A 24,708-nucleotide genomic window follows, 5' to 3' on the forward strand; every position below is an offset into this window, starting at 1 on the left:
TATGAATATCAAAAGTACACAGAAATGTTATCATTCCTAAGGTTATCTTTATTCATATTTAATATCTTTTTCTTTTTTGCTACGTTTTCACAAACCGCCAATTCATTATTTGAAGCAGGCGAAAAGAAATTCCATGAAAAAGATTATACTGCTGCAATAGCAGAATTCACAAAATGCGTTGAAAAAAACGAGTTTTTTTATGAAGCATATACAGGAAGAGGAAACTGTTATGTTATGCAAAAAAATTTCGATGCTGCCCTGAAAGATTTTAACAAGGCAATAGAAATCTTTCCCAAATATTATCAAGCTTATACCTTACGTGGAAAAGTTTATGCAGAACTGAAAGATTTTAAGAAAGCCATTGCTGACTATGGGAAAACTATAGAGTTGAAGCCCGAATACGAGGAAGCATACCTTGCCCGTGCTGAACTTTATAGCAGAAGCAACGACTTAAAACAGGCTTTTAGTGACCTTACAAAAGCAATACTGATAAACAGTGAAAATCAGGAAACTTACTTAAAAAGGGCTGCTGTCAGCGAAAAACTAAAAAAAGAAAAGGATGCCCTGGCTGATTATACAGCCGCCATAAAAATAAAAGCCACTTTAGCTGAAGCTTATTACCGCAGAGGCCTGATTTATGAAAAAGAAAGCAAATACTCCCTTGCTGCCTCTGACTTTCTGAAAGCAACAGAACTGAAAATGAGCAACAAGGATATTCATTCCCATTGTGCCACGGTATGTTTCCTTTCGGGCAATTATGAAAAAGCTGCCGAACACATTACAATGCTTTTAACCATATTTAATCTAAAAGATGCCAAGTTGTATTATAAAAGAGCGATTTGTTATTACCATACTGATAAACTTGAGGAAGCTCTGAAAGACTTTACAAAATCGAGCCAGTTAGATCCGAAAAATGATTCTGCACATCTATACATGGCTAAATTATACATCAGCCGGCATAATTCCAAAAGTGCACAGCTTTGTTATACCAAAGCCATAAATGCCAATGCCGGTAATGCCGAAGCCTATGCCGGAAGGGCCTCATTATGGTTTACCCAGAATAAATATGAAGCCGCACTTAACGACTATAACAATGCCTTGAGAATTATTCCCTGTGCAGAATGGTATTTTTTTCGCTCTGAATGCAAAGAAGCCCTGAATGACCTAAAAGGAATGTGCGATGATATCAAATCATCGGCAGCTCTAGGATATCCGAAAGCGACCAAAGTTCTTGAAGCAAAGTGCCAATAATTTAATTTCTTATCTGAAGTAAGAAAATGTATCTTTTTTTTAAAAAAAATTTAAATTTGTAGTAAATTTACTCCAAATATTTTTCACATGAAAAAAGCAAAAAGATTTCTTTTATTGATTATTTGCGGAATTCTCCTTATACCTGTGGTTAATTCATGCAAAATCGGAGATGAAGATTCCGATTTTACTATTTATTCTAGAAAATACCGCCTTTGCCAGAACTGGAGCTTTTCGTACTATAAACATGTGGTACAACATAACGACACCATTGTTACTAACGAATACGATGGTTCGTCATATATCACTGTTATTGGCAATAAAGTGTACATTTCTTCAGCCACCATGAGAATATCCTTTAATACCAATGGTACCTATGTCTGGGATGAGTACATTGCCAACGACACTTCTGTTTATACTTACAAGGAAGAGGGATATTGGTACTTTACCGGTGGCGGTAGCGACACAGAGACCCAATATAAAGAATTACTGGCTTTGCAAAAAATAAAATCCACACAAACAATGCAGATAGCCGGTGTCACAACAACCAACACCTATGAAGGCTCCGGGACACTACAAACCACTATTTACAGGCTTATCAAGCTTGCCATCGACGAAGTTAAAATGGAGTCACGCGTGGAAAAGCAATACATACAAGGCGACCAAACCATACTGGATATTGTTACAACGGAAATAAACCTGACAATGGGTGCAAATTAATATTTCATTAAAAACAATGCATATTATGAAAAACATAAAAAAGCTATTTACAATTATTTGTATGTCAGCCGCCGCAGGCTTTATCATGACTTCATGCCAAAAAATTGATACCGGGAAACTTGCCGGAAATTGGAAAGTGAAAGTGATGACAAGCACTTATGAATATCTGAATAAGAAAACTGTAACTAATTTTGACGGAACTAAAAAAAATGTGGAATATTTTGTGAATGACACCATGATAAACGGTGAACTAACAAATTACTACAAGTTTTCTTCCTATGCTGGAGAAATAATTATTGATTTCGGGAAAAAAGGTTCCTATTATTATAAGGAATCATTTCAGGATGACACTACCTTTGTGGCAACCACTATTGAAACGAACGGATTATGGTATTTTACTAACAAGAACGGAGAAGCAGGATATAATGCTGATGAACTTCTGGCTATCCAGATAACTAAACTAGTAAACACCTCTACCTTGATTCCCAGCAATACAACTTTGTATCAGGGAGAAAACACAACCGACATTTACCTAATAACCAAACTCACATCCAAAGCCGTCAACCTGAAACTGGAAAAAGTGGAAACCCTAAATTTTGTGGTGTATCATACTCTGGTAAATATCGAACTGACTCCGAGATAATCTTTGATACTCAAAAAAAATCCTCCCTTCCAAGGAGGATTTTTTTTGCCTGCACTCATGAAAAAACTAGCAAAAAATATTTTTGCCGATACATATAATCAAATACAAAAAGAACATAAAGAATTTATAAACTCCGATAAAAAGAATTCTTTTAACAGGAATGTCCTTATTATTTGCATTGTTGTTTGCCTCTCACTCACCTTTATTGAATACGCTGGTAAAAATGACGGATACTACCTTTTGATTTCTTTTATAAAAAAAATAGGTCTTACTGAAGCAGCGTCTCATATCAAGCTATACATAGAACAAAGTGCTAATCACCAGTTGTTTTCGCTGGGATACTGGGTTTTTATTATACTAGCATTTTATTTTCTGGCTCCCGCACTGATAATAAAATATCTTTTCAGGCAAAAACTTTCAGAATACGGCCTTTGCCGTGGCAGTTTATTTAAAGAATACAGGCTTTATCTTCTATTTTTTGTCATCATGGTGCCATTAATACTTTTTTTTTCAACTACCGATGGTTTTCAGCAAAGGTACCCCTTCTACCGCATCAAACATCATGAAACGCTATGGCCGAATTTCGTCATATGGCAGGTGTTGTATTTTTTTCAGTTTGTTGCACTGGAATTTTTCTTCCGGGGCTTCATGCTTCATGGGTTAAAAAAACAGTTCGGTTATTACAGTATATTTGTGATGACCATACCTTATTGCATGATACATTTCGGGAAACCTTTTCCTGAAACTCTTGCAGCGATAATAGCCGGCATAGTATTAGGGACGATAAGCCTGAAAAGCCGTTCGATATGGATGGGAGTCGCCATTCATTACACGGTTGCGCTTTCAATGGATATTGCCGCATTATGGCAGAAAGGATATTGGTTTAATTAATTATCAATTCTTATTGTTAATCAACTTAATTGTAACTTTGCATTTGAAAACCAGCAGACATGGATAAGAAACTGAACACTATCGAAGAAGCTATTGAAGACTTCCGGCAAGGAAAGATAATCATTGTGGTGGATGACGAAGACCGCGAAAACGAAGGGGATTTTATCACTGCAGCCGAGACTATAACTCCCGAGAAAGTAAATTTTATGGCAAAGCATGGCAGGGGGTTGATTTGTGCACCCGTCAGCGTTGATATTTGTGAAAAACTCGACTTGCAGATGATGGTGAGCAAAAACACTTCTTCGCATGAGACACAATTTACCGTTTCTGTTGACCTGTTGGGCTATGGATGTACTACGGGCATTTCGGCAGGTGACCGGGCCAAAACTATCAAAGCACTTTCAAACGATAAAACCAAGCCAGAAGAACTGGGGAGACCGGGACATATTTTTCCTCTCCGGGCAAAGGACGGAGGCGTGCTGCGCCGTGCCGGGCATACCGAAGCCACCATCGACCTGGCACGCCTTGCCGGATTAAAACCCGTTGGCGCTTTGGTGGAGATCATGAATGAAGATGGCACGATGGCACGATTGATGGACCTGTTTGAAATAAGGGAACATTTCAAACTGAAAATGATTTCGATAAAAGACCTTATTGCTTACCGCATCAAAAACGAAAGCCTGATCGAAAAAGAAGAAACCGTTGACCTGCCCACGGAGTGGGGAAATTTCAAACTTACACTCTACCGGGAGATCACCACAAGCCAGCTGCACATGGCGCTCACCAAAGGAAGCTGGGACAAAGATGAGAACCTTCTGGTGCGCGTGCATTCATCGTGCATGACCGGCGATATCTTTGGCTCGTGCCGCTGCGACTGTGGCATGCAGTTGCACCATGCCATGCAGATGATTGAAAAAGAAGGCAAGGGAATAATAATTTATATGAACCAGGAAGGACGCGGCATCGGGCTGGAAAACAAATTAAAATCCTATCATCTCCAGGAACTGGGGTACGACACCATTGAAGCCAATGAAAAACTCGGGTTTAAAGCCGACGAACGCGACTACGGAATTGGCGCACAAATCATACGCGACCTGGGGGCCAGCAAAATAAGGCTCATCACCAACAACCCAAAGAAAAAAAGCGGGCTGACCGGCTACGGCATCGAAATAATTGAAAATATTCCCATCGTTATCAAGCCCAACAAGTACAACAAAAACTACCTGAAGACCAAGCAGGACAGGATGGGGCACATTCTGAATATTGAAGATTAATTTTAATCGGATTTTGATTAATGAATATCGATTAAAGATTTTTGATTTAAGAAGTAAAACAAATACCATCATGAACAAATTTGATTTGGAAGAACGATTAATTGACTTTGCTGTTCTTATTGTAGAGATCGATGAAACATTGCAAAAAACAAGAGCCGGAGCATATTTCGGAGGACAGTTATTGCGTTCGGGAAGTTCACCTGCTTTAAATTATGGGGAGGCGCAAAGTGGAGAGTCACGAAGAGATTTTATTCATAAAATTAAAATTATTTTAAAAGAACTCCGTGAAACTATGATTTGTTTAAAAATTATTAAAAGGTCTAAACTCATTCAGCAATTGAGCCTTATTGATACTGCATTAAAAGAAAATAATGAGTTGATTTCCATTTTTGTTAAAAGTGCAGAAACGGCACAAAAAAATCTTGATGCAGCAAGCAAAAAAAGAAATTGATTTAAGAATCCGCCATGACGGATGATTAACGAAGAAGTCCCAATCATAAATCATCATTCGTTAATCAGTGTTCGATATTCAATAGTATCTTTGAGAAATTGTTTCTTAATTCATAAAAAAATCCTTCCCTATGAAAAACCGTTGCCCCTGGCCTGCCGATGATGCACTGATGATAAAATATCACGATGAAGAATGGGGTATCCCTGTTCATGATGACCGGAAACTGTTTGAGTTTATGGTGCTCGATGCCTTTCAGGCAGGGTTGAGCTGGAAAACCATTTTACATAAGCGCGAAGCATTCCGGAAAGCATTTGATAATTTTGAACCAAAAAAAGTTGCAAAATACAGCAGCAAAAAAATTTCTGAGCTTATAGAAAATCAGGAAATTATACGCAACCGGCAAAAGATAGCTGCAACCATTAAAAACGCACAATGCTTTCTCGAAGTACAAAAAGAATACGGAAGTTTCGATACCTTTATCTGGCAGTTTACCAGAGGAAAAACAAAAATAAATAGATGTATAGCAACATCTGATATTGCCGTTAACAGTTCCGAATCGGATGCTATGAGCCGGGAACTCAAAAGACGTGGATTTTCGTTTGTGGGCTCAACAATTTGTTATGCCTTTATGCAGGCTGCCGGCATGGTAAACGACCATCTGATAAGCTGTTTCAGGTACGAAGAAATTAAAAAATAATATTTTGTCGCTTTAGACAATATTGTTAACATATAATACAACTTAAATACTTTAGAGTTTTGTTTGTGAGGTTCAATTGTATTAATATTTATTAAACAATAAATAAAAATTAGTTTAAAATGACAAATTCCAGCCTATCCAACTTACATGAAGAAATCAAGTAATGCAATTAATCCAATAAGATTTCTCAACACCATAATATTTAAGACTACTTGTTTAAATCTTTTTTATAAATCATGACAAAATATTCTTTTCATTCCTTCAACAAATAATTGTATTAATTTACGGTATTAATTATTAAAGTTTTCTATCTTTGTTATAAAAAATTAAAACTACAGTTATGAAAAAAGTTTTTATTTTAATCTTCGCTGTTCTTATTTTTGGAAATACCCAAAACGTATTTTCACAACAGGAAAACAAGTCCGAAAACTGGCTTAAGACAGGAAGTAAACTAACCTATCACCTTCTCAACATTTCCAAAGAATATGATTTTGTTATTACCGACCTGGTGATGGATAACAACATTGCTTTTACCTGGAATATGACAGCTCCAGCCAACAGTAGTGGCAAGGTTAAAATGTTTTACGGAGCCATTGATACAGCAAATAAAATAGTTAATTATTTTTCCAACGGTTCGTCACAAAATATGGTGAACAAAACCACTGTTTGGCTGAGCCGCAAAGTGTATAAAAAGATTAAAAGCGAGTCTCCCACTACCCTCATAATAGATGACACTGAAGAGATTGTTAATTTTATACGCAACGAAAAATATCCTATCACGGTGGATGGTGCTAAGCTCGACTATGATGTTATGGTTGCCGAGTCAGCAACGGGTAGTAAATTCTGGATTTTAGACAATCCCCAGTACCCGCTTATTATTAAAATGGAACTTGCATTCACCATTGACCTTCGATCTGTGGAAACAAAAAAGTAAGTTAATACTTTGGAGAAGTTAATACCGGAGTACGATGCACATAAGGTTTTATTCGCGCTGCGGCTTCTTGTATGATTTTATTATCCGGACTTTCATTTCTCTGCATTAAAAAAGGCTTGTATCCTAAGACCCAAGCCCTTTAATAATTAATGATTTTTTAATTAAAGAGTTTCACAACTTATGTACTTCTTTAATAATTTCTTTTCCGATTTCTATGGCTTTTTCATTGTCTGGTATCATTCCATGATGGCGGGCCGGAAGAGATTTCTCCAGGCCTTTTCTGATGTATTCAGGGCTGATAATGGGTTTAATTTTCAGGTAAGCGCCGAGCACCATCATGTTGAACACTTTGTTCATTCCCAGTTTTGATGCTTCTTCGGCGGCATCCACACGGTAAATGTTGATGTCTTTACGTTCGGGATGGCGCGTGATGCCATTACCGTCGTATATCAGCAACCCGCCGGGTTTTACTGATTTTTCAAACTTGTCCATGGACTGCTGGTTCAGGATTATGGCCGTATCGAAAACGGTAAGTATCGGTGAACTGACACGTTCGTCACTGACAATAACCGTCACATTGGCTGTACCTCCACGCATTTCTGGGCCATAGGAAGGCATCCAGCTTACTTCTTTATTTTGCATAACACCGGAATAGGCAAGAATTTTACCCATAGATAAAACTCCTTGTCCGCCGAAGCCTGCTATTATTATTTCTTCTGTCATTTTTCAGTTTTTTATATTATTGTTTTCACTAATAATTATTTTTGCCAAATTACTATTCAGCAGGGACTTTTATATCGCCCAAAGGATAGAACGGGAACATATTTTCTTCCATCCATTTATTTGCCTGTACCGGGGTCATTTTCCATCCTGAGTTGCAGTTTGAAACGATTTCAATGAAAGAAACACCTTTTTTAGCATAAGAAAGTTCAAATCCTTTTCTGATAGCTCTTTTTGTTTTACGAACGTTAGCCGGAGTATGAACTGAATGGCGCGTTACAAAACAAGTTCCCGGAAGTGTGGCAACCAATTCGGTAATTTTCAATGGGTTACCCATAATTTTGGGGTCTCTTCCGTAAGGGCAGGTAGATGCTTTCATGCCGGGTAATGTAGTTGGAGCCATCTGGCCTCCGGTCATCCCGTAAATACCGTTGTTGATAAAGATGATCACGATATTTTCGCCGCGGTTGCACGCATGAATGGTTTCTGCAGTACCAATGGCGGCGAGGTCTCCATCGCCCTGATAGGTAAAAACATATTTTTCGGGCATCAGCCTTTTGATCGCTGTGGCAAGTGCCGGAGCGCGTCCGTGTGCTGCTTCCTGCATATCAATATTCATATAATCATAGGCAAATACGGAACAACCCACGGGAGCCACGCCGATAGTTTCGGCCTGAATCCCCATTTCATCCACTACTTCCATTACCATTCTGTGTGCCGTGCCGTGTCCGCAGCCGGGGCAATAATGCATCACCTTGTCGGTAAGCAGCTTGGTTCTTTTGTAAACCAGGTTTTCGGGTTTTATTATTTGTTCTTTTGTGATTGTTTCCATGGTTTATCCTCCAATAATTTTAGTTTCCAAAACTTCTACGATTTCATCGGGTGTCGGGATAATTCCGCCAACGCGGCCATAATGTTCCACCCTTACTTTACCGTCAACTGCTAAGCGAACGTCTTCGACCATCTGTCCAAGGTTCATTTCAACGGTCAGCATTCCTTTTACCTGGCCGGCAAGTTCAAATAATGGCTTTGAAGGGAAAGGCCACAGGGTGATTGGGCGAAGAAGCCCCACTTTGATTCCTTTTTCCCTGGCTATATCCATTGATTTCTGGCAGATACGGGCACTGGATCCAAAAGCCACAAACAAATATTCCGCATCGTCGCAATTGATCTTTTCAAAACGGACTTCGTTGGCTTCTATCTCTTTATATTTGCGATCTAATTTCATTACATGTTTTTCCTGTCTTGAAGGGTCAAGGTCCAGAGAAGTGATGATATTTCTTTCACGGTCCGAAGTTTTTCCTGTGGTAGCCCAGGGAGAAATTTTCACTATTTCTTCTTTGGTCCATCGGGGTTTGGTTTCCTGTAATTCAACCTTTTCCATCATCTGTCCGATAACTCCGTCAGAGAGTATCATCGCCGGGTTACGGTATTTAAAAGCAAGTTCAAAACCTAAAGAGACAAAATCAGACATTTCCTGAACGGAAGCTGGCGCAAGAACGATCAAACGGTAATCTCCGTGTCCGCCGCCTTTTGTAGCCTGAAAATAATCGCCCTGCGAAGGTTGGATGGTACCTAATCCGGGGCCGCCTCTTACCACATTGACAATGAGACAGGGTAGTTCGGCGCCGGCGATATAGGAAATACCTTCCTGTTTTAGGCTTATGCCGGGGCTGGATGATGATGTCATGCATTTTTTTCCGCAGGAAGCTCCGCCATAAACCATATTGATGGCTGCCACTTCGCTTTCGGCCTGAAGCACGACCATTCCTGTGGTTTCGTACGGCTTTTGAGCCATAAGATATTCAAGTACTTCTGACTGGGGAGTAATGGGATAGCCGAAATAGCCATCAGCGCCACAACGTATTGCTGCTTCAGCTATCGCGTCATTACCTTTCATTAATCTTAGTTCTTTCATTGATTATGCTTTTTAAATTATTAAACTTCCGTCGCGACTTTAACCCTGTAAACTGTGATCACACCGTCGGGGCACACTACAGCGCAGTTTGCACATCCGACACAATTGTCATTTCCCATCATTGCATAGTGATATCCTTTAGAGTTAACACCGGGATTCATCACGATCACATCTTCAGGACACGCTGTGATGCACACTTCACATCCTTTGCAGCGTTCGATATTAATTTCGATTGCTCCTTTTAATTTTGCCATTTTATATTTATTATTAATTTATGATTTATAATTTTTGGACGAAAATAGTATTATTTATTTGTATTTACAGGGTGATGTTCGTGGAATTTTTTCAGTCGGTATTCAAGGTCATCAAATTGATTGCGGAGTACCAGAGAAACACAGGCCCGCATTCCTTCAACCCGTCCTCCTGTTATTGCCAGCGATATGGCACTGATGCCATAATACATCAATTCTTCAAGTAATTGCTCGCCTGTAAAACCCGGGTAAGAAAAAGTGAAATAAAATCCATCGGCAAGAGGGTCGTTTTCATCTTTATCGTAAACGATTTTAAAACCGTTGTCGGTGAACATTTTTTTCATGATTTTTGCTTTTTCACCATATTCCTTCACCTCCTCAACAAAATTGAATGTGCCTTCATTGGCTGCTTTCAGCATAGCTGTCAGTGCATATTGTGCGCTGTGAGATGTGCCTGCACTCAGCGAATATACCGTACCAAAAATCATTGCACGTCCAAAAATATCTGAATTATAAAAGCGTTTAAGATCGGGATATTTAGCTGAGAATACTTTTGGTGAAATAACCATCATGCCTATTCGCTGACCAGCATAGCTGAATACTTTTGAGCCTGAAATCAACAAAATATAATTATCCGTATATTTTGCTACAGTAGGCTGAAAAGGAGGAAGGCCAGGTTTGGAATAATCTTTACGAAAGTCCATGGCAAAATAAGCCAAATCTTCCAGTACTATTGCATTATATTGGTTAGCCAGATCGCCGATTATCTTTAGTTCCTTATCCGTAAAACATATCCATGAAGGATTATTGGGATTGGAATACATGATACTTGCAATATTACCTTTTTTCAGATAGGATTCAATTTTATCCTTTAGTTTATCTCCCCTGTAATCATATACGTCAAATGCCTCAAACTTGGTACCAATAACAGCATGTTGCTGTTTATGAACAGGAAAACAGGGGTCAAGCATCAAAGTAGTATCTTTTTCTTTGAACATGCGGTTTACTGTCATAAAAGTTGCATAACCTCCCTGCATGGAACCGACGGTCGGAATACAGTTTTCGGGGTTAACGGTAACATCAAGAAAAAGTTTAATAAACCGGGTCATTTCAGATTTGAGTTCGGGCAAACCATCAATTTCCGGATAAATTGCTGCACAGCCATTTTTCAAAGCTTCAATTTCAGCATCCACTCCAATTTTTGTGGCGGGCAAGCCGGGTACACCCATCTCCATGCGAATAAACTTCTGCCCGGTTTCAGCTTCGATCTCATTGATCAGCCTTTTGACTTCACGGATGGTGGCCCTGCCGACGTTGGGAATGTTGCTTGTTGCAATCCTCCGCTTTACAACTTCATAATCAATAGGTGTATCTTTCATAAAATATTTGCTTTTATTGTTATCAATTTCTAACATGCAAATAACATATTTTTTTTTAAAAAAAACAATGTTTATCAGAAATTTATTTTGATTACCATGCAAGCCCTGACGATATTATAATTGGACTTTTACTTGTTTTTCTGAAATATAAAACATAAATTTGTAAATTATAAACTGGGACAAATAATCACCCTTAATAAATGCTTGTGGCAGATGCTTTTACGAGCATTTATATGATGCATTAATAACATATTAAGCTATCATAGCATTTTGAGGCAAATTACTGTTTTTGAAATAAAAAATTTATTATGGCATTTGACAAAGAATTTTTCGACAACTTGGACAAGCTAAAAAACTTCAAGACGAAACCTGAATTGAATGATTTTTTTGACGCAATTGACAGACTTAAAAGGTTATGCGAAGACATAAATAATAAGAATCAAAAAAAACTACCGGGCTCATCAGAATTGAAAAAGCAGGCACAAAGCCTGACAAAGAAATTAGAAGAACACAAAGAAGAAATCGCCAAACGCACTAAAACGCAGAAAGAATTTGAAGCTGTATATGAGTGTATCGCTTACTTAAACAAATTTTTTAATACTCTTAATCAGTAAGCTTAACAGTTTAGTGCGAATGTGCAAAGTCCTTTTGAGTTATGTTACTAATTGAACGGTTGACACAAAAAACAGTCTCTGTGGTTTAATGTAAACTATTTCTTAGCTTTCTTCAACTCCAATTTTTCATCAAACGGTATCCATACATCACTAAAATAAACCCAGAACAAAGGACGATATCCTTTTAAATCACCATATTGGTCGTAACACATTTCAACAGGGCATACGCCAACAACTTTTTTAGCTATTGCCATAGTTGCCGGATCAAAAGTCCATTCTTCCAAAAAACGAATGGCAGTTATGTTAGGTTCATGCTTAATTATTGTATCATAATTTCCATGCTTGTGTTTCGGAGTCATGAATGAAATAGTATCAATTAAACAAATATCATTTTTTAAATCCGTTCCACTTATCTGTATATCAGCCATATCGCCATCACTCCATGAATATACACTCAGGGTGTCTGAATAAGCCAATTCAAGTATTTTTTGAATATAAGTATCAATAGCAACAGAATCAATGTTAAAATTTTTAAATGCAGAATTGTCGTGGTAAGCAACTTGTGATACAATGCGTTTTGTAAGCACTTTCGATGGTGTTGTTTTTTCAGGAAATATAATCCAGAATAATACTTTGTTTTCACCAATAATTTCATTGCCATCTTTGTCAGTGTCCACTTTTGAGAAAAGTGGAGCCATAGTAATGACTTTTTTTGTAATTTCCATTGTCTTTGTGTCATAAGACCAGCTTTCCCGAAAGCGTAAGCCCGTGACTGTTGAAATTGAAATCATTTTTTTAATGATAGTATCGTAATTATCATAGGGAGGTGTTATACGTGTCAGGGTAACAGTATCAGCAACATATAAAATAGATTTAAGCTGATTTGTATCTATGCTTTTTCCATTTAAATCGGTAAGGTTCAATTTTCCGCTAAAGGCGTTCTTGAAGAGCATATCAAGGAAGGCCCCGCGTGATGAAGCTTCAATGTTATCCCTGAACCATATAAGGTTCGATTCCTCAAGTGTTAATTGAGAAGACATCTTAAAGTTGTTGATCGTCACATCATATTCGATGTTTTTTGAGAGGATGATGTTTCCGGAATTTTTTTCCGATTTTTGCTTACAGCCAAAAGCAAATAGTATTAATGCTGCAATGCATAAAAGCACTAATTTTTTTTCCATAATATTTCATTTTTTTTTAATGAATGATCCCGTAAATAATAAAGCTGCAAAAAGAAAAAATAATTGCTATAATAAATAATAAGTTATTTGCATTTCATATCCTTCAAACTTCCTTGAAAAATGTCAAACTTCACAAAACGGCATTCGAGCGGGCCATTGAATAATTTTATTTTTTTATCGGGCTTAAGTCCCACAAATTTTAATGCATCAAAGTGCGAACTGATGACCCAGGCTTGATACCCGGGGCAATTTCTTTTAAACACATCGCCTAATGCCTTGTACAAACTGACAATATCTTCAGGTTTTATCCGTTCACCGTAAGGCGGGTTTGTTATAATAATTCCTTTTTCCTTGGGGAACTTAAAGTCCCGTAAATCGCAAACAGTTAGATGAACATCCTTATGAAGCTTTGCTGTTTTTAGGTTATAAGCAGCAACGGACACTGCTGATTCAGAAATATCCGATCCCACTATTTCAGCATCAAATTCACAGATATTTTCATCTGCTGATGTTTTTACTTTTTCCCATAAATCTTTGTCAAAGTTGTTCCATTTTTCAAAACCGAATGATTTTCTGTAATACCCCGCAGGAATTTTTGCTGCAATCATAGCAGCTTCGGTAACTATGGTTCCCGAACCGCACATAGGGTCAAACAGGTTCGTCTTTTTGTTCCAGCCGCTCAGCAGTATCAGGCCGGCAGCCAACACTTCGCTTATCGGCGCCATACCTTGTTTGCTGCGATACCCTCGGCGATGCAACGACCCCCCAGAACTATCAAGAGAAACCGAGCAAACATGGCCTCTGATGTGAACATGTATTCTTATATCAGGATTATCAAGATCTACAGAAGGCCTCCTTTTTGTTTTAAAGCGAAAATAATCAGCAATAGCATCCTTACATAACAATGAAACATAATGGGAGTTGGTAAAAAAAGTATCTGACATCACCGTGTCCACAGCAAGGGTTATATCAGGAGAAAAAAGCGTATCCCATTCGAAGTTGCGAATATGTTCATAAAATTCCTGTTTGTCCCTGAATTTAAATTCTTGCAAAGGCAATAGAATATGCAGCGCTGTCCTGCAGTTGTAATTTGCAGCGTAAATAGTTTCCAAAGTACCTTCAAAAGAAACTGCCCGGTTCAATATCTGGATATTTTTGGCACCGATTTTAGTCAGTTCTCCGGCAAGAATTTCCTCAAGGCCGAATTGTGTCTTTGCAATTATTTTAAAATTGTTTTCCAATTAATTTCACAGACATTGATAAATCATGCAAATATACACAAAGCTGTAACAACATTTTTTATTTCATTAAGTTTATAAGTCAACCCGTTTCGTTATGATTTTGTTTGAAAAAAAAAGGAAAATAAAAATCCTAAGTTTTAAAAGAATATTACGCACCTGTTTCGTTGTTAAATCATTAAACACATTAATAACACAAGTAATCCAGTCAGGACGGTTCGGCTTTCAACTTTGCTCAACCTGACCGTCAGGAAGTTATGCTCTCAACTGAACAATAGGTTGTAACGCTTTATATTTATACTTCTTGTTCTCTATTAAATAATATGTGTATTATGTACTTACTTTTTGATTTTTATTTTTAATACTTTTGTTTGTCATTTTTGACTAAACAATAACAAGCAGAATGAAGTTATTTGTTACTGAAAACATACGTGTTGCCGTGGTATCAATACGGGGCCATTTGTTACGCACCATCCTCACTGTTCTCATCATTGCGTTTGGCATCATGGCTCTTGTAGGGATACTTACGGCTATTGAATCTGTAAAAAATTCCATCAACAGCAATTTTACCCGCATGGGCTCAAATACTTTCAGCATCAGAAATTTCTCAATGAACGTTCATGGCGGTCGTGACAGAGAAAACTTTTACAGCAAGATATCTTACAACGAAACTCAGGAATTTAAAAAACGTTATAACTATCCTGCCGTTGCTTCAATTTATACAATGGGGACTTTCAATGCCACGGTAAAATACGCATCAAAAAAAACAAACCCAAACATTACAGTTGCCGGCATAGATGAAAATTATCTTGCCACATCGGGTTACGATCTTGAATATGGCAGGAATTTTTCTTCGCACGAGTTGAATAACGGCAGCCACGTGGTTATCGTTGGAAACGAGATTGTGAAAAAACTATTTAAAAATAAGGAGTCCGCTATAGAACAACTCGTTTCCATAGGCCCACAGAAGTATAAAATTATTGGCATCTTAAAGGAAAAAGGCTCCAGCATGGGCTTCAGTGGCGATAAGAGTTGCCTCATCCCTTTACAAAATCTCAGGCAGCTTGTCTCCGGAAAAGACTTGCAATATGTCATCAATGTTATGCTACCCAATCCTCTTATGATGGATGTCGCCATTGGTGAAGCCACAGGGATATTCAGGGTGATACGTAAAGTATTGCCGGGAGACAAGCCTAATTTTGAAATTGAAAAAAGCGACAATCTTGCGCAAATGCTTTTGGACAACATACAATATGTCACGCTGGCCGCAACCATAATAGGTATCATTACTTTGCTGGGTGCAGCCATCGGCCTGATGAACATCATGCTGGTTACTGTAACTGAAAGGACAAGGGAAATAGGTATTCGTAAAGCCATAGGAGCCACTTCCAACACCATTAGAAACCAGTTTCTTTCCGAATCAATTGTTATTGGAGTTCTTGGCGGTATATTGGGAATTTTCTTCGGTATTCTCATAGGAAACATTATGTCTATTATACTCGGAAGCAGTTTTGTAGTACCCTGGGTATGGATATTTTCGGGAATTATTTTGTGTATTTTGGTAGGGCTGGCTTCGGGCATTCTTCCGGCAACCAAGGCTGCCAGGCTTGACCCAATAGAATCGTTAAGATATGAATAAAAACAATTTTATTAAACTAAGACCTGTTCGTTGAAAAACCGCTCCCGATATATCATCCCTCTATTTGCTGTTTTGACAGCATCATTGATATCGTGTAGCCCGATACGTAAATACCCTGCCGGCAACTACCTGCTTACTTCCAATAAACTGATTATGAATAAAAATCAGGTTGATGCCGGAGAATTAAAAGACCTTATCAGGCAAAAGCCCAATAAGAAAAATCTTGGATTGTACCTGAATATCCGCTTATGGAATTATTCCACAAAAGGTAAGGAAACAGGGTTTAAGCGTTGGATTAAAAATACTTTCTCTGCAGAGCCAGTCATACTTGACACCAGCCAGACATTATTCTCTCTGAAACAAATGAATTACTACCTCGAAAACCACGGATATTTTAAATCCGATATCAGTTACACTATTAAATACCCTTCTAATCACAAGCGTAACGCTAAAGTAATTTACAATGTAAATACAAAAAGGCCCTATAAAATCAAGAATGTTTCTTATTCTATTGATGATGAAACAATAAAAAAATATGTATCCTCTGAAATTTCAGAGTGTAAAATTATTCCGGGACAACTTTACAATATTGACAACATTGATGCGGAACGCGACCGCATTACAAGAACATTGCGGGAAAATGGTTATTATTATTTTACAAAAGATTATATCACTTTCAATATTGACAGCGCATTAAACCAACATGAGATGGATATTATGATTCGTATTTCTGATGCCTTGACACCCTCACCAGTAAAAGCCGATTCATTAATACCCTCAAAGCATAAAATTTATACTATTAACAAGATAATCATTAATACGGATTATGAAATTAGTCCTAAATCAGAAATAAATTACGATACTGCCAGAGTAGTTATATCAAACAGAGTTAAAAACAGGCAACCGAAAACCTATTATTATGTATACCGCGACAAATTAAAAATTATTAAAAAAACTTTATCTCAAGCCATTTTTATTGATAGCGCAGATGTTTTTAATATTTCGGATATTGAAAAAAATTATAAAAGCCTACTTGATTTAAGAATATACAGATTTGTAAATATTAAATTTAATGAAGTCAATGTTAAATCAGAAAACACCGGAGAACTAGAATGCATAATCAACCTGACAAAAGCCCCTGTTCAGGCGCTGTCAATAAGCACAGAAACTACCAATAAAGGCGGGGAACTCGGCTTGCAGGCCGGTATTGTCTATGAAAACAAAAACCTTTTCCGGGGAGCCGACCTTTTTAATATAAAACTTAATGGTGCTGTTGAATTTCAATCATTAAAGAAACAGGATGTTTCCGAGAAACAAGTATTGGAAAAAATTCCTTTTGTTAACACTATTGAAACAGGCCTGGAACTTAGCCTCAGGATTCCGCGTTTTCTCATTCCCATCAGCCAGAATAGATTTCCGAAATATTTTAAACCTAAGACCACCATTACCGGAATATTTAACTATCAAATCAGGCCTATTTACGAAAGATATTATGCTTCGGGGTCCTTTGGATATCAATGGAAAGAAAATGATTACAAAACACATATACTGACTCCTCTGCAATTAAATATTATCAAAATTTATCCCGACTCTGTTTTTAAAGCACAGATTGATGCTTTGAACAACATTACCCTGCAGAATGCCTATCGCGACCACATCACAACGTCTTTAAACTATAGCTTTATTTATAATACTCAGCAAATCAATAAAATCAAGGATTTTATTTTTCTTCGCACCAATGTTGAACTTGCTGGCCTTATTTTCTGGGCCGTAAATCAAGTAAGAAAGAAACAGGGAGTTTATACCCTTTTTGAAATACCCTATTCACAGTATTACCGGATGGATATTGACTTTAGGTATTATATGGTTTTTAATGAATATCACCGTATTGTTTACAGAGCTTATGCAGGTTACGGTTCTCCTTTTGATGAAAAAAACGTACTCCCTTTTGAAAGAAGTTTTTATATGGGTGGCGCCAATAGTATGCGGGGCTGGAGGCTCAAAACTCTTGGACCAGGCGGTTATAGTGAACCAGATTCTTTATCTCTTGAAAAAATCGGGGAAATTGCCCTTGAACTAAATACTGAATACCGTTTCCCAATATATAAGATACTTAGAGGGGCAATTTTTGTTGATGTTGGAAATATATGGACACGCAAAGCATCCAATTTGCTACCTCTTGCTTCCTTTAAATTTAAAAATTTTATTCATGACCTTGCAATTGATGCTGGAGCAGGTTTGCGTGTGGATTTTGGGTATTTTGTGATTCGCCTTGATGGAGCCGTTGTATTAAAAGACCCATCTATGCCACGTAACCAGAGATGGATAGGCCAGAACGACAAAAAATTCACAATTATTGGTAATTTAGGAATAGGTTATCCTTTCTGATAAGGCAAAAAAAATCCGGCTAAAGCCGAATCTTATGTCGTAAATATAATGTTTTATTAAGCCCTTGCTAACACACGAAAACGAAGGCGTGCAAAGTAAAACAGGCAAAAAAACAAACCGTTATAAAACAAGTCACCCAGCAGTGAATTCATAAAGAAAGAAATACCAAAAGTACCGTTATTGAAAAAAACAAGGCCGGCAATGTATGATTCTATAAGACCTGCAAAGTTCTGTGGATATAGCGGGTTTCCAAGCCATGCAGCAAAATTTGTAATCAGGAAAAACAATACTGTCGAAGCTATTGAAGCACCAAAAATGTTGAATATTTTAGGATTACGGGCAATCAACAGTCCTAACGCAACAGTAATTACAAAGCTGATATATACGGCAGGCATAGTGCTATGAAAACCTAAAATGATATCACTGATGAACATAGCTGCCAGTGGCAACAAAAATGCAAGGTATTTTTTACCTAAATAAGCGCCTCCAAATAAGGCAATAGCAGCAACAGGTGTAAAATTTGGCCAATGAGGAATCAATCTCATGGCTGCTCCAGCAAAAACCACTGTGATGACAAACCATAAACGCGGTGAAAAAACTTTTTTATCCATATTTGTATTATTTAAATTTACTTCGAGCAAAAATATAAAAGATTTTTCAAAAAAAACTTTTTTATTAAATTTATTATCAACAGCCATATGTTTGAGAAGCAAAACAAACTACTTTAAGTTGCTTTAAACATTGATTATACTAAAAAACTTTGCTGTTTCGTTTTTTTAACTGAATTTTGTAACAAATAGAGTAAGCCGGTAACAAATAACATACTATAACACATAAAAATTTATATCCATGATTCTTTACCCAATTCTGACTATTATTTTTGCAATAACAACACTTATTGCCTTGTGGGGCCTTTTCGCCAAAGCCGGGCAAAAAGGCTGGGCAGTTCTCGTTCCCTTTTATAATTTTTACATCTGGCTTAAAATAATTAAAAAGCCCTGGTGGTGGTTCATTTTCATTTTAGTACCGTTTATCAATGTATTTACTATCATGCTGATGATTGTTGAACTGGTGAAATGTTATAATAAAAACGGCCTTTGGGCACAAGCTCTCAGCATCTTGGTTCCATTCTTTTATCTTCCCTGGCTTGCTTTTGTTTCTAAAGAAAAATACACCCATCCCGACAATCGCAAACCCATAAAAAAATCAGCCCTACGTGAATGGCTTGATGCTATTGTTTTTGCAGTGATTGCCGCCACTATTATACGTACATTTTTTATCGAAGCATATACCATTCCTACTTCTTCCATGGAAAAATCCCTATTAGTTGGAGATTATCTTTTTGTGGATAAAATCAGTTATGGTGCCCGCTTCCCCATGACACCATTATCATTTCCTTTTGCACATCACACCCTGCCGCTCACCAAAGAAACAAAATCATACCTCGAATGGATAAAACTGCCTTATTACCGCTTCCCGGGATTTATTGATATTAAAAACAACGACGTTGTGGTATTTAACTATCCTGATGGAGATACCGTAGCATTATATATGCAAAACAGAAGTTATTATTCATTGGTTAGAGAATTCGGGCATAAAGAAGTTTGGAAAAACAAACGCAAATTCGGTAAAATAGTAGCCCGTCCGGTAGATAAACGGGAAAATTATATAAAACGCTGCATCGGTATCCCCGGAGATACTCTTGAAATCATTGACCAGGAAGTTTACATCAACAACAAACCATTGCCTCTTATCGGGGATAAAGAATATAAATATGTGGTTCAAACCGACTCAACACCACTTAACCCTAGAATGCTTGATAAGATGAATATTACCGAAGAAGTTGTTCAGGTGGATTATGACAAATATGTTGTTACTCTTACAGAAAAATCATCACAAGAGATAAGCAAACTGATGAATGTACGCAAAGTCGAAAAAATTATTTACCCAAAAGGGCAATGGGCTTATTACACATTTCCGTTTGATTCTAATTACCGATGGAATGAAGATAATTATGGCCCGCTTTATATCCCAAAAGCAGGTGCCACTATTCCAATAAACATTAATAATATATGCCTTTATGAGCGTTGTATTGATATTTATGAAAACAACGATTTGGAAATCAAAGGGGACAAGATTATTATTAATGGTAAAGAGGTAAGTAATTATACATTTAAATTAGACTATTACTGGATGATGGGTGATAACCGTCATAATTCTGCCGACTCACGTTTCTGGGGTTTTGTTCCCATAGACCACATCGTAGGAAGGGCTGTTTTTGTCTGGCTCTCGGTTGAACAAACCCAGGATGGTGCTCAGTACAGAACAAAAAGCAAAAACTTTTTTGAACGCTTGCGCTGGAAGAAAATGTTCAGGATAATCAGGTAAACTATAACATGATAAGATTTTTCATATTAGGATTACCCGACACTTTGTGTGCGGGACAGGCAGATTCAACCCACAACCTATAGCACTTGTTATTAGTTCATTATATTCCTGATGACAAATATAGGTTTATCAACTTTATGAGAACTTATTTTGCCAATTTAAAAACCTTCACACTATAACCTAAAAAACTTCGATGAAAAATTTTGTAATCTGTGTTACGTATGCTTGAAAAAGAAATGCGATAATTTCAATTACAGAATATGATACAGAAATAACACTCTATAACAAAGGATGCTGTGTTTGATAAAACTCCGAGTCGCCCCAATCGCCGTAGGCGACCTGGCAGCCGGCCATCTGAATACGTTTTTCGATGCAGGAAGTGCAGTCGCCGGGTTCATCATCAAGGCAAGGCTTGCCTTCGTAAAGGTCGTAGTCTTTTTTATACATCACCGGCGTAATGTTCGGCATGATAACATTGGCTCCGGCACGCAGTCCTTTTTCCCGGCCCATGGGGTCAAGCGTCTGCAAAGCTGTCGTCGATGCGATGTTGATGGTAGGCCGCATCAGGCGGAGTATGGCGATCATTTTCAGGGACAGCTCCACTCTCTTTTTTGCCGGCAACAGTTGATCGCGGTATTTAAACAAAGGCGTTTCGGCATGTTCGATATAAGGCCCCATGCCAACCATATGCACACCAGAATCCCGTATAAACAATAAATCTGAGGCCAAGTCATCAACTGTCTGAAAAGGCACTCCAATCATCACGCCGGTACCTGCCTGAAAACCAATTTTTATAAGATTGTTTATTGCTTCCAACCTTCTACTGAAATCATGTTTACTAGTATTCGGATGAAGCTTATGGTATAATTCTGTATTGGAAGTTTCAATCCGTAACAAATACCTTTTCGCTCCCAGTTCATACCACTCCCGGTACACTTGTTCGCTTTGCTCACCACACGACAAGGTAATACGGAGATTATGGTTAGTGTGTTGGTGTATTTTCTTGATTAAAGATGAAATACGTCCGGCAAATTCTCTATCATTTCGTTCACCTGACTGTAATACAATGGACCCATAATTATGTTTCCATGCAAATATGGCTGCTTGCAACACATCATCATCTGTGAGTTCATAACGTGAAACATTTTTATTAGCAGCTCTGATGCCGCAATAAAAGCAGTTTTTTATACAGATGTTTGAATATTCAATAAGTCCACGAAGGAAAACTTTGCTCCCGATGGCTTTATTTCGGACGTCCCTCGCCAGAGAAAGTATTTGTTCAATTTCTGCTTTATCTTCTGTTGATAGCAGGTTTCTCACGGTTGAAAAATCAAGTTCAGGAAATGATGTGATGTGTTCCAGCATAGATTGTTTGCAGTGGTTGAACATATATCATTTTCAGAATTTTAAAAAAGGCTGTAGTGCTCGCGTAAAGATTCCATTCATAAAAGCTATCGCCATTCCGTAATTAGTTATGGAAACCGAATTTTCAGTAAATGGCTTGAGTCTGTTTAGTATTTGTTTGCGAGTCACCATACAGCCTCCGCATTGAATAACCAATTTAAAGTCTTTATAATTTTCCGGCAAAGCAGCTAAACCGGATAAATTGGTAAAAAATAATTTCTTTCCTGTGAATTTCGATAGCCACATGGGTATCTTCACACGCCCGATGTCATCACAACTCACATGATGAGTGCAGGATTCAAGAATTAGGATACGATCACCATCGTTGAGTTTGCTGATGGTTTGGGTTCCTTTTACGTAATTTTCAAAATCACCTTTCAATCGTGAAAAAACGATGCTGAAACTTGTAAGTGGAATATTTTCCGGCACTAAATCTTTTACAGTTCCAAAAACCTGGCTGTCTGTAACTACTAAAGCAGGTTTAATATTGCTGGTTTCAAAAAAATGTTGCAGTTCTGTTTCTTTCAGGACAATGCAGACACAATTATTGTCGAGTACATCACGAATTGCCATCTGCTGCGGGAGTATCATACGTCCTTCGGGGGCTTCGGAATCGATGGGTGTTACCATCAGTACATAATCGCCATCATTTATAATGTCTCCAATTAATGAACGGCTCATGTATGTTGATTCAGGAATAGCATTTTTTAAGGCTGTTACAATCACATCTATATTGTCAGCCTTTTTTGTACTGAATTCAATAATATCCTGCTTAGTATGTTTTTGTACAAGTTCTTGAGTAGATGTTAATAATGGATTTATGTCGGATTTATTATGAACGATGACAAAGGGAATATTGTATTGATTAAATTCATTTATAAGCTGCAATTCAGGCTGTCCGAATTTATTGTTTGCAATTACAAGTACAGCACAATCAATAGTTTTTAGTGCCTGAAGGGTTTTTTCTATTCTTTTTTTTCCCAGTTCTCCAACGTCATCAATTCCGGCAGTATCAAGCATGATCACAGGGCCTATGCCAAATATCTCTATTGATTTTTTGACAGGATCAGTAGTTGTACCTGCCTGTTCGGAAACAATAGCTACCTCCTGCCCTACTAACACATTTATCAATGAGCTTTTTCCATTGTTTCGCCTTCCAAAAATTCCAATATGAGGTTTTAAATCCTTGCCCTTGCTCATAATTATTATCGAATATTAATTTTTTACATTTGTCTATGCTACTTCCTGATTCCTTCTTTCAACTTTACTATTCTGTGTACTAAAAATACAAGTCCCTTTTACCACTTTTTATTTGTTCTATTCTATTCCGAATCTCGGTCACATACTTTTCATCATCCATAGCATGAAGTTCTTTTTCAATGAGTTTCCATCCTTTCTCCGCAACTATTTCATTACCATAATCTACCAGATATTCTGACAAAGTCAGTATTGCATTTGGAGTACAAAAACGTTTGATAAAACCGGGCACAGAGAATTCCATAAAATGTTCACCTGTTCTTCCGAGTCTGTAGCAAGCTGTACAGAACGACGGCAACATTTCCTGATCTAACAGTTCAGAGATAATCTCGCTCAGACTTCTGCTGTCGTTGATCCTGAACTGACCTCTGTTTAAATCCTGTTCTTTATGATCTGCTTCTGCATAGCTGCCCAATTCCAGTTTTGTTCCGCCATCAATCTGAGAAACACCGAATTGTATCACTTCATTGCGCAGTTCAACAGGTTCACGGGCAGTCAAAATCATTCCGGTGTAAGGCACTGCCAGACGGAGTATCGCTACCAGTTTAACAAAATCACTGTCACTTACAAAATATTTATCACCCATACTGAGCATCGAAGCATCTTTTATGCGTGGAAATGAAATTGTGTGAGGCCCGACATTATAACAAGCCTCAAGATGGTTGGTATGACGCACCAGTCCCATTACCTCAAATCGCCAGTCGTATAATCCGAATAATGCGCCTATGCCGACATCGTCCAGCCCCGCTTCCTGAGCACGGTCGAGAGAGGTGAGACGATAGCCGTAATCGGCTTTCTTACCCCTGAGATGATACGTTTTATAAGCTTCGGGATGATACGTTTCCTGAAATACCTGAAATGTGCCTATACCTGCTTCTTTAACAATCTTAAACCCTTCTATATCCAGTGGGGCGGCATTAATATTCACTCGTCTTATTTCGCCATTGTTTTTCTTAACAGAATATGCAAGACGAACAGTATGGGCAATGAATTCCGGGTTGTATTGTGCATGTTCGCCATAAACCAGAATTAATCTTTTTTGTCCATTATCTTCCAGCGATTTCACCTCATTAACAATCTCTTCGTCGGTGAGAGTTACCCTTTTTGCAGACGTATTAGAAGCTCTGAAACCACAATAGGTGCAGTTGTTTGCACATTTATTACCGATGTACAGAGGGGCAAATAGTACGATCCTGTTGCCATACACCAATTTTTTCAGTTGCCTCGCTCCATCTTTTATCTCTTCAACAAGTTCAGGGTCGGTAGTATTAATCAGAATGGCAGTTTCGGCCAGCGACAGGCGTTTTTTTGAAAGTGACTTCGCTATAACTTCCCTAACAGATTCTTTTGTGGATACTGAATTATTAAGATAACTCTCAATTTCATCAGCATCAATAAAAGGCTGCATCGGCACATCTGGTATTTTATATTTTTCAGGTGTGAATTTCATTTTGCCCTCATTTCTGAAATCTT

At 37.8% G+C, this 24,708-nt stretch carries 22 protein-coding genes and 1 pseudogene; 12 read left to right on the plus strand and 11 right to left on the minus strand.

All coding sequences use genetic code 11. The features are described from left to right. The first annotated feature begins 24 nt into the window (after positions 1 to 24). The 8 genes from M0R16_06050 to M0R16_06085 all read left to right on the plus strand — a co-directional run bounded on the left by M0R16_06050 (position 25) and on the right by M0R16_06085 (position 6,858). On the plus strand, positions 25 to 1,251 hold the full coding sequence (locus M0R16_06050; GenBank protein MCK9612447.1) for a tetratricopeptide repeat protein: 1,227 nt from the start codon (positions 25 to 27) through the stop codon (positions 1,249 to 1,251). Between the two features lie 87 nt (positions 1,252 to 1,338). Further along, positions 1,339 to 1,968, plus strand: a complete 630-nt coding sequence (locus M0R16_06055) for a hypothetical protein (protein MCK9612448.1) — start codon at positions 1,339 to 1,341, stop codon at positions 1,966 to 1,968. A 25-nt stretch (positions 1,969 to 1,993) separates the two neighbouring features. Further along, positions 1,994 to 2,611 carry a hypothetical protein gene (locus M0R16_06060; GenBank protein ID MCK9612449.1) on the plus strand — a complete coding sequence of 206 codons (618 nt, stop codon included), beginning with the start codon at positions 1,994 to 1,996 and terminating at the stop codon, positions 2,609 to 2,611. Between the two features lie 57 nt (positions 2,612 to 2,668). Further along, positions 2,669 to 3,502: a CPBP family intramembrane metalloprotease gene (locus M0R16_06065; GenBank protein MCK9612450.1), complete on the plus strand. Its 834-nt coding sequence runs from the start codon at positions 2,669 to 2,671 to the stop codon at positions 3,500 to 3,502. A gap of 59 nt (positions 3,503 to 3,561) precedes the next feature. Then, on the plus strand, positions 3,562 to 4,776 hold the full coding sequence (locus tag M0R16_06070) for a bifunctional 3,4-dihydroxy-2-butanone-4-phosphate synthase/GTP cyclohydrolase II (protein MCK9612451.1): 1,215 nt from the start codon (positions 3,562 to 3,564) through the stop codon (positions 4,774 to 4,776). A gap of 70 nt (positions 4,777 to 4,846) precedes the next feature. Further along, entirely contained in the window at positions 4,847 to 5,227 is a 381-nt protein-coding gene (locus M0R16_06075) for a four helix bundle protein (protein ID MCK9612452.1), read from the plus strand. A gap of 130 nt (positions 5,228 to 5,357) precedes the next feature. After that, a complete protein-coding gene (locus M0R16_06080) occupies positions 5,358 to 5,924 on the plus strand; it encodes a DNA-3-methyladenine glycosylase I (protein ID MCK9612453.1) in 567 nt (188 codons plus the stop codon). A gap of 340 nt (positions 5,925 to 6,264) precedes the next feature. Beyond that, positions 6,265 to 6,858 (plus strand): hypothetical protein, encoded by a 594-nt coding sequence (locus M0R16_06085; protein MCK9612454.1) that lies wholly within the window; start codon positions 6,265 to 6,267, stop codon positions 6,856 to 6,858. A gap of 171 nt (positions 6,859 to 7,029) precedes the next feature. Here M0R16_06085 and M0R16_06090 read toward each other — a convergent pair whose 3' ends face one another. Genes M0R16_06090 through M0R16_06110 form a run of 5 tightly spaced genes read right to left on the minus strand, consistent with a single transcriptional unit; the run spans position 7,030 to position 11,126 of the window. Beyond that, on the minus strand, positions 7,030 to 7,581 hold the full coding sequence (locus tag M0R16_06090) for a 2-oxoacid:acceptor oxidoreductase family protein (GenBank protein ID MCK9612455.1): 552 nt from the start codon (positions 7,579 to 7,581) through the stop codon (positions 7,030 to 7,032). A 52-nt stretch (positions 7,582 to 7,633) separates the two neighbouring features. After that, entirely contained in the window at positions 7,634 to 8,401 is a 768-nt protein-coding gene (locus tag M0R16_06095; GenBank protein ID MCK9612456.1) for a thiamine pyrophosphate-dependent enzyme, read from the minus strand. A 12-nt stretch (positions 8,402 to 8,413) separates the two neighbouring features. Next, positions 8,414 to 9,496: a 3-methyl-2-oxobutanoate dehydrogenase subunit VorB gene (locus M0R16_06100; GenBank protein ID MCK9612457.1), complete on the minus strand. Its 1,083-nt coding sequence runs from the start codon at positions 9,494 to 9,496 to the stop codon at positions 8,414 to 8,416. Between the two features lie 20 nt (positions 9,497 to 9,516). Further along, the gene (locus tag M0R16_06105; GenBank protein ID MCK9612458.1) at positions 9,517 to 9,750 is read right to left on the minus strand and encodes a 4Fe-4S dicluster domain-containing protein; all 234 of its coding nucleotides are present in this window, start codon (positions 9,748 to 9,750) and stop codon (positions 9,517 to 9,519) included. Positions 9,751 to 9,800: 50 nt separating this feature from the next. Next, complete coding sequence (locus tag M0R16_06110; GenBank protein ID MCK9612459.1) at positions 9,801 to 11,126, minus strand: pyridoxal phosphate-dependent aminotransferase; 1,326 nt, start codon at positions 11,124 to 11,126, stop codon at positions 9,801 to 9,803. A 308-nt stretch (positions 11,127 to 11,434) separates the two neighbouring features. On the opposite strand from M0R16_06110, the gene M0R16_06115 reads away from it, so the two are divergent. Continuing rightward, the gene (locus M0R16_06115; GenBank protein MCK9612460.1) at positions 11,435 to 11,740 is read left to right on the plus strand and encodes a hypothetical protein; all 306 of its coding nucleotides are present in this window, start codon (positions 11,435 to 11,437) and stop codon (positions 11,738 to 11,740) included. A 95-nt stretch (positions 11,741 to 11,835) separates the two neighbouring features. Here the strand turns inward: M0R16_06115 and M0R16_06120 are convergent, their stop codons facing one another. Then, positions 11,836 to 12,921: a hypothetical protein gene (locus tag M0R16_06120; protein MCK9612461.1), complete on the minus strand. Its 1,086-nt coding sequence runs from the start codon at positions 12,919 to 12,921 to the stop codon at positions 11,836 to 11,838. Positions 12,922 to 13,004: 83 nt separating this feature from the next. Next, positions 13,005 to 14,162, minus strand: coding sequence for a THUMP domain-containing protein (locus tag M0R16_06125; protein ID MCK9612462.1), 1,158 nt, complete (start codon positions 14,160 to 14,162; stop codon positions 13,005 to 13,007). A gap of 400 nt (positions 14,163 to 14,562) precedes the next feature. On the opposite strand from M0R16_06125, the gene M0R16_06130 reads away from it, so the two are divergent. Both M0R16_06130 and M0R16_06135 read left to right on the plus strand, forming a co-directional pair. Continuing rightward, a complete protein-coding gene (locus tag M0R16_06130; protein ID MCK9612463.1) occupies positions 14,563 to 15,798 on the plus strand; it encodes an ABC transporter permease in 1,236 nt (411 codons plus the stop codon). Positions 15,799 to 15,828: 30 nt separating this feature from the next. Next, complete coding sequence (locus M0R16_06135; protein ID MCK9612464.1) at positions 15,829 to 18,186, plus strand: BamA/TamA family outer membrane protein; 2,358 nt, start codon at positions 15,829 to 15,831, stop codon at positions 18,184 to 18,186. Positions 18,187 to 18,242: 56 nt separating this feature from the next. On the opposite strand, the gene M0R16_06140 is transcribed toward M0R16_06135, so the two are convergent. Next, a complete protein-coding gene (locus M0R16_06140) occupies positions 18,243 to 18,797 on the minus strand; it encodes a hypothetical protein (GenBank protein MCK9612465.1) in 555 nt (184 codons plus the stop codon). A 238-nt stretch (positions 18,798 to 19,035) separates the two neighbouring features. Between M0R16_06140 and lepB the strand changes: the two genes are divergently transcribed. Then, on the plus strand, positions 19,036 to 20,574 hold the full coding sequence (gene lepB / locus M0R16_06145; GenBank protein ID MCK9612466.1) for a signal peptidase I: 1,539 nt from the start codon (positions 19,036 to 19,038) through the stop codon (positions 20,572 to 20,574). 279 nt (positions 20,575 to 20,853) lie between these two features. Here the strand turns inward: lepB and hydE are convergent, their stop codons facing one another. The 3 genes and pseudogenes from hydE to hydG form a co-directional block, all read right to left on the minus strand. Next, positions 20,854 to 21,963: a [FeFe] hydrogenase H-cluster radical SAM maturase HydE gene (hydE, locus tag M0R16_06150; protein ID MCK9612467.1), complete on the minus strand. Its 1,110-nt coding sequence runs from the start codon at positions 21,961 to 21,963 to the stop codon at positions 20,854 to 20,856. Between the two features lie 9 nt (positions 21,964 to 21,972). Further along, positions 21,973 to 23,142: pseudogene (hydF, locus tag M0R16_06155) on the minus strand ([FeFe] hydrogenase H-cluster maturation GTPase HydF). 115 nt (positions 23,143 to 23,257) lie between these two features. Further along, positions 23,258 to 24,685: a [FeFe] hydrogenase H-cluster radical SAM maturase HydG gene (gene hydG / locus M0R16_06160; protein MCK9612468.1), complete on the minus strand. Its 1,428-nt coding sequence runs from the start codon at positions 24,683 to 24,685 to the stop codon at positions 23,258 to 23,260. Positions 24,686 to 24,708: the final 23 nt, after the last annotated feature.

The sequence above is a fragment of the Bacteroidales bacterium genome (assembly GCA_023228145.1).
Lineage (GTDB): Bacteria > Bacteroidota > Bacteroidia > Bacteroidales > CAIWKO01 > CAIWKO01.

Coding starts and splice junctions, on each gene's coding strand:
- lepB (MCK9612466.1), top strand. CDS start 19,036: ATGATTCTTTACCCAATTCTGACTATTATTTTTGCAATAACAACACTT.
- hydG (MCK9612468.1), bottom strand. CDS start 24,685: ATGAAATTCACACCTGAAAAATATAAAATACCAGATGTGCCGATGCAG.
- M0R16_06065 (MCK9612450.1), top strand. CDS start 2,669: ATGAAAAAACTAGCAAAAAATATTTTTGCCGATACATATAATCAAATA.
- M0R16_06105 (MCK9612458.1), bottom strand. CDS start 9,750: ATGGCAAAATTAAAAGGAGCAATCGAAATTAATATCGAACGCTGCAAA.
- M0R16_06085 (MCK9612454.1), top strand. CDS start 6,265: ATGAAAAAAGTTTTTATTTTAATCTTCGCTGTTCTTATTTTTGGAAAT.
- M0R16_06080 (MCK9612453.1), top strand. CDS start 5,358: ATGAAAAACCGTTGCCCCTGGCCTGCCGATGATGCACTGATGATAAAA.
- M0R16_06050 (MCK9612447.1), top strand. CDS start 25: ATGTTATCATTCCTAAGGTTATCTTTATTCATATTTAATATCTTTTTC.
- M0R16_06130 (MCK9612463.1), top strand. CDS start 14,563: ATGAAGTTATTTGTTACTGAAAACATACGTGTTGCCGTGGTATCAATA.
- M0R16_06090 (MCK9612455.1), bottom strand. CDS start 7,581: ATGACAGAAGAAATAATAATAGCAGGCTTCGGCGGACAAGGAGTTTTA.
- M0R16_06115 (MCK9612460.1), top strand. CDS start 11,435: ATGGCATTTGACAAAGAATTTTTCGACAACTTGGACAAGCTAAAAAAC.
- M0R16_06110 (MCK9612459.1), bottom strand. CDS start 11,126: ATGAAAGATACACCTATTGATTATGAAGTTGTAAAGCGGAGGATTGCA.
- M0R16_06140 (MCK9612465.1), bottom strand. CDS start 18,797: ATGGATAAAAAAGTTTTTTCACCGCGTTTATGGTTTGTCATCACAGTG.
- hydE (MCK9612467.1), bottom strand. CDS start 21,963: ATGTTCAACCACTGCAAACAATCTATGCTGGAACACATCACATCATTT.
- M0R16_06100 (MCK9612457.1), bottom strand. CDS start 9,496: ATGAAAGAACTAAGATTAATGAAAGGTAATGACGCGATAGCTGAAGCA.
- M0R16_06075 (MCK9612452.1), top strand. CDS start 4,847: ATGAACAAATTTGATTTGGAAGAACGATTAATTGACTTTGCTGTTCTT.
- M0R16_06055 (MCK9612448.1), top strand. CDS start 1,339: ATGAAAAAAGCAAAAAGATTTCTTTTATTGATTATTTGCGGAATTCTC.
- M0R16_06120 (MCK9612461.1), bottom strand. CDS start 12,921: ATGGAAAAAAAATTAGTGCTTTTATGCATTGCAGCATTAATACTATTT.
- M0R16_06060 (MCK9612449.1), top strand. CDS start 1,994: ATGAAAAACATAAAAAAGCTATTTACAATTATTTGTATGTCAGCCGCC.
- M0R16_06070 (MCK9612451.1), top strand. CDS start 3,562: ATGGATAAGAAACTGAACACTATCGAAGAAGCTATTGAAGACTTCCGG.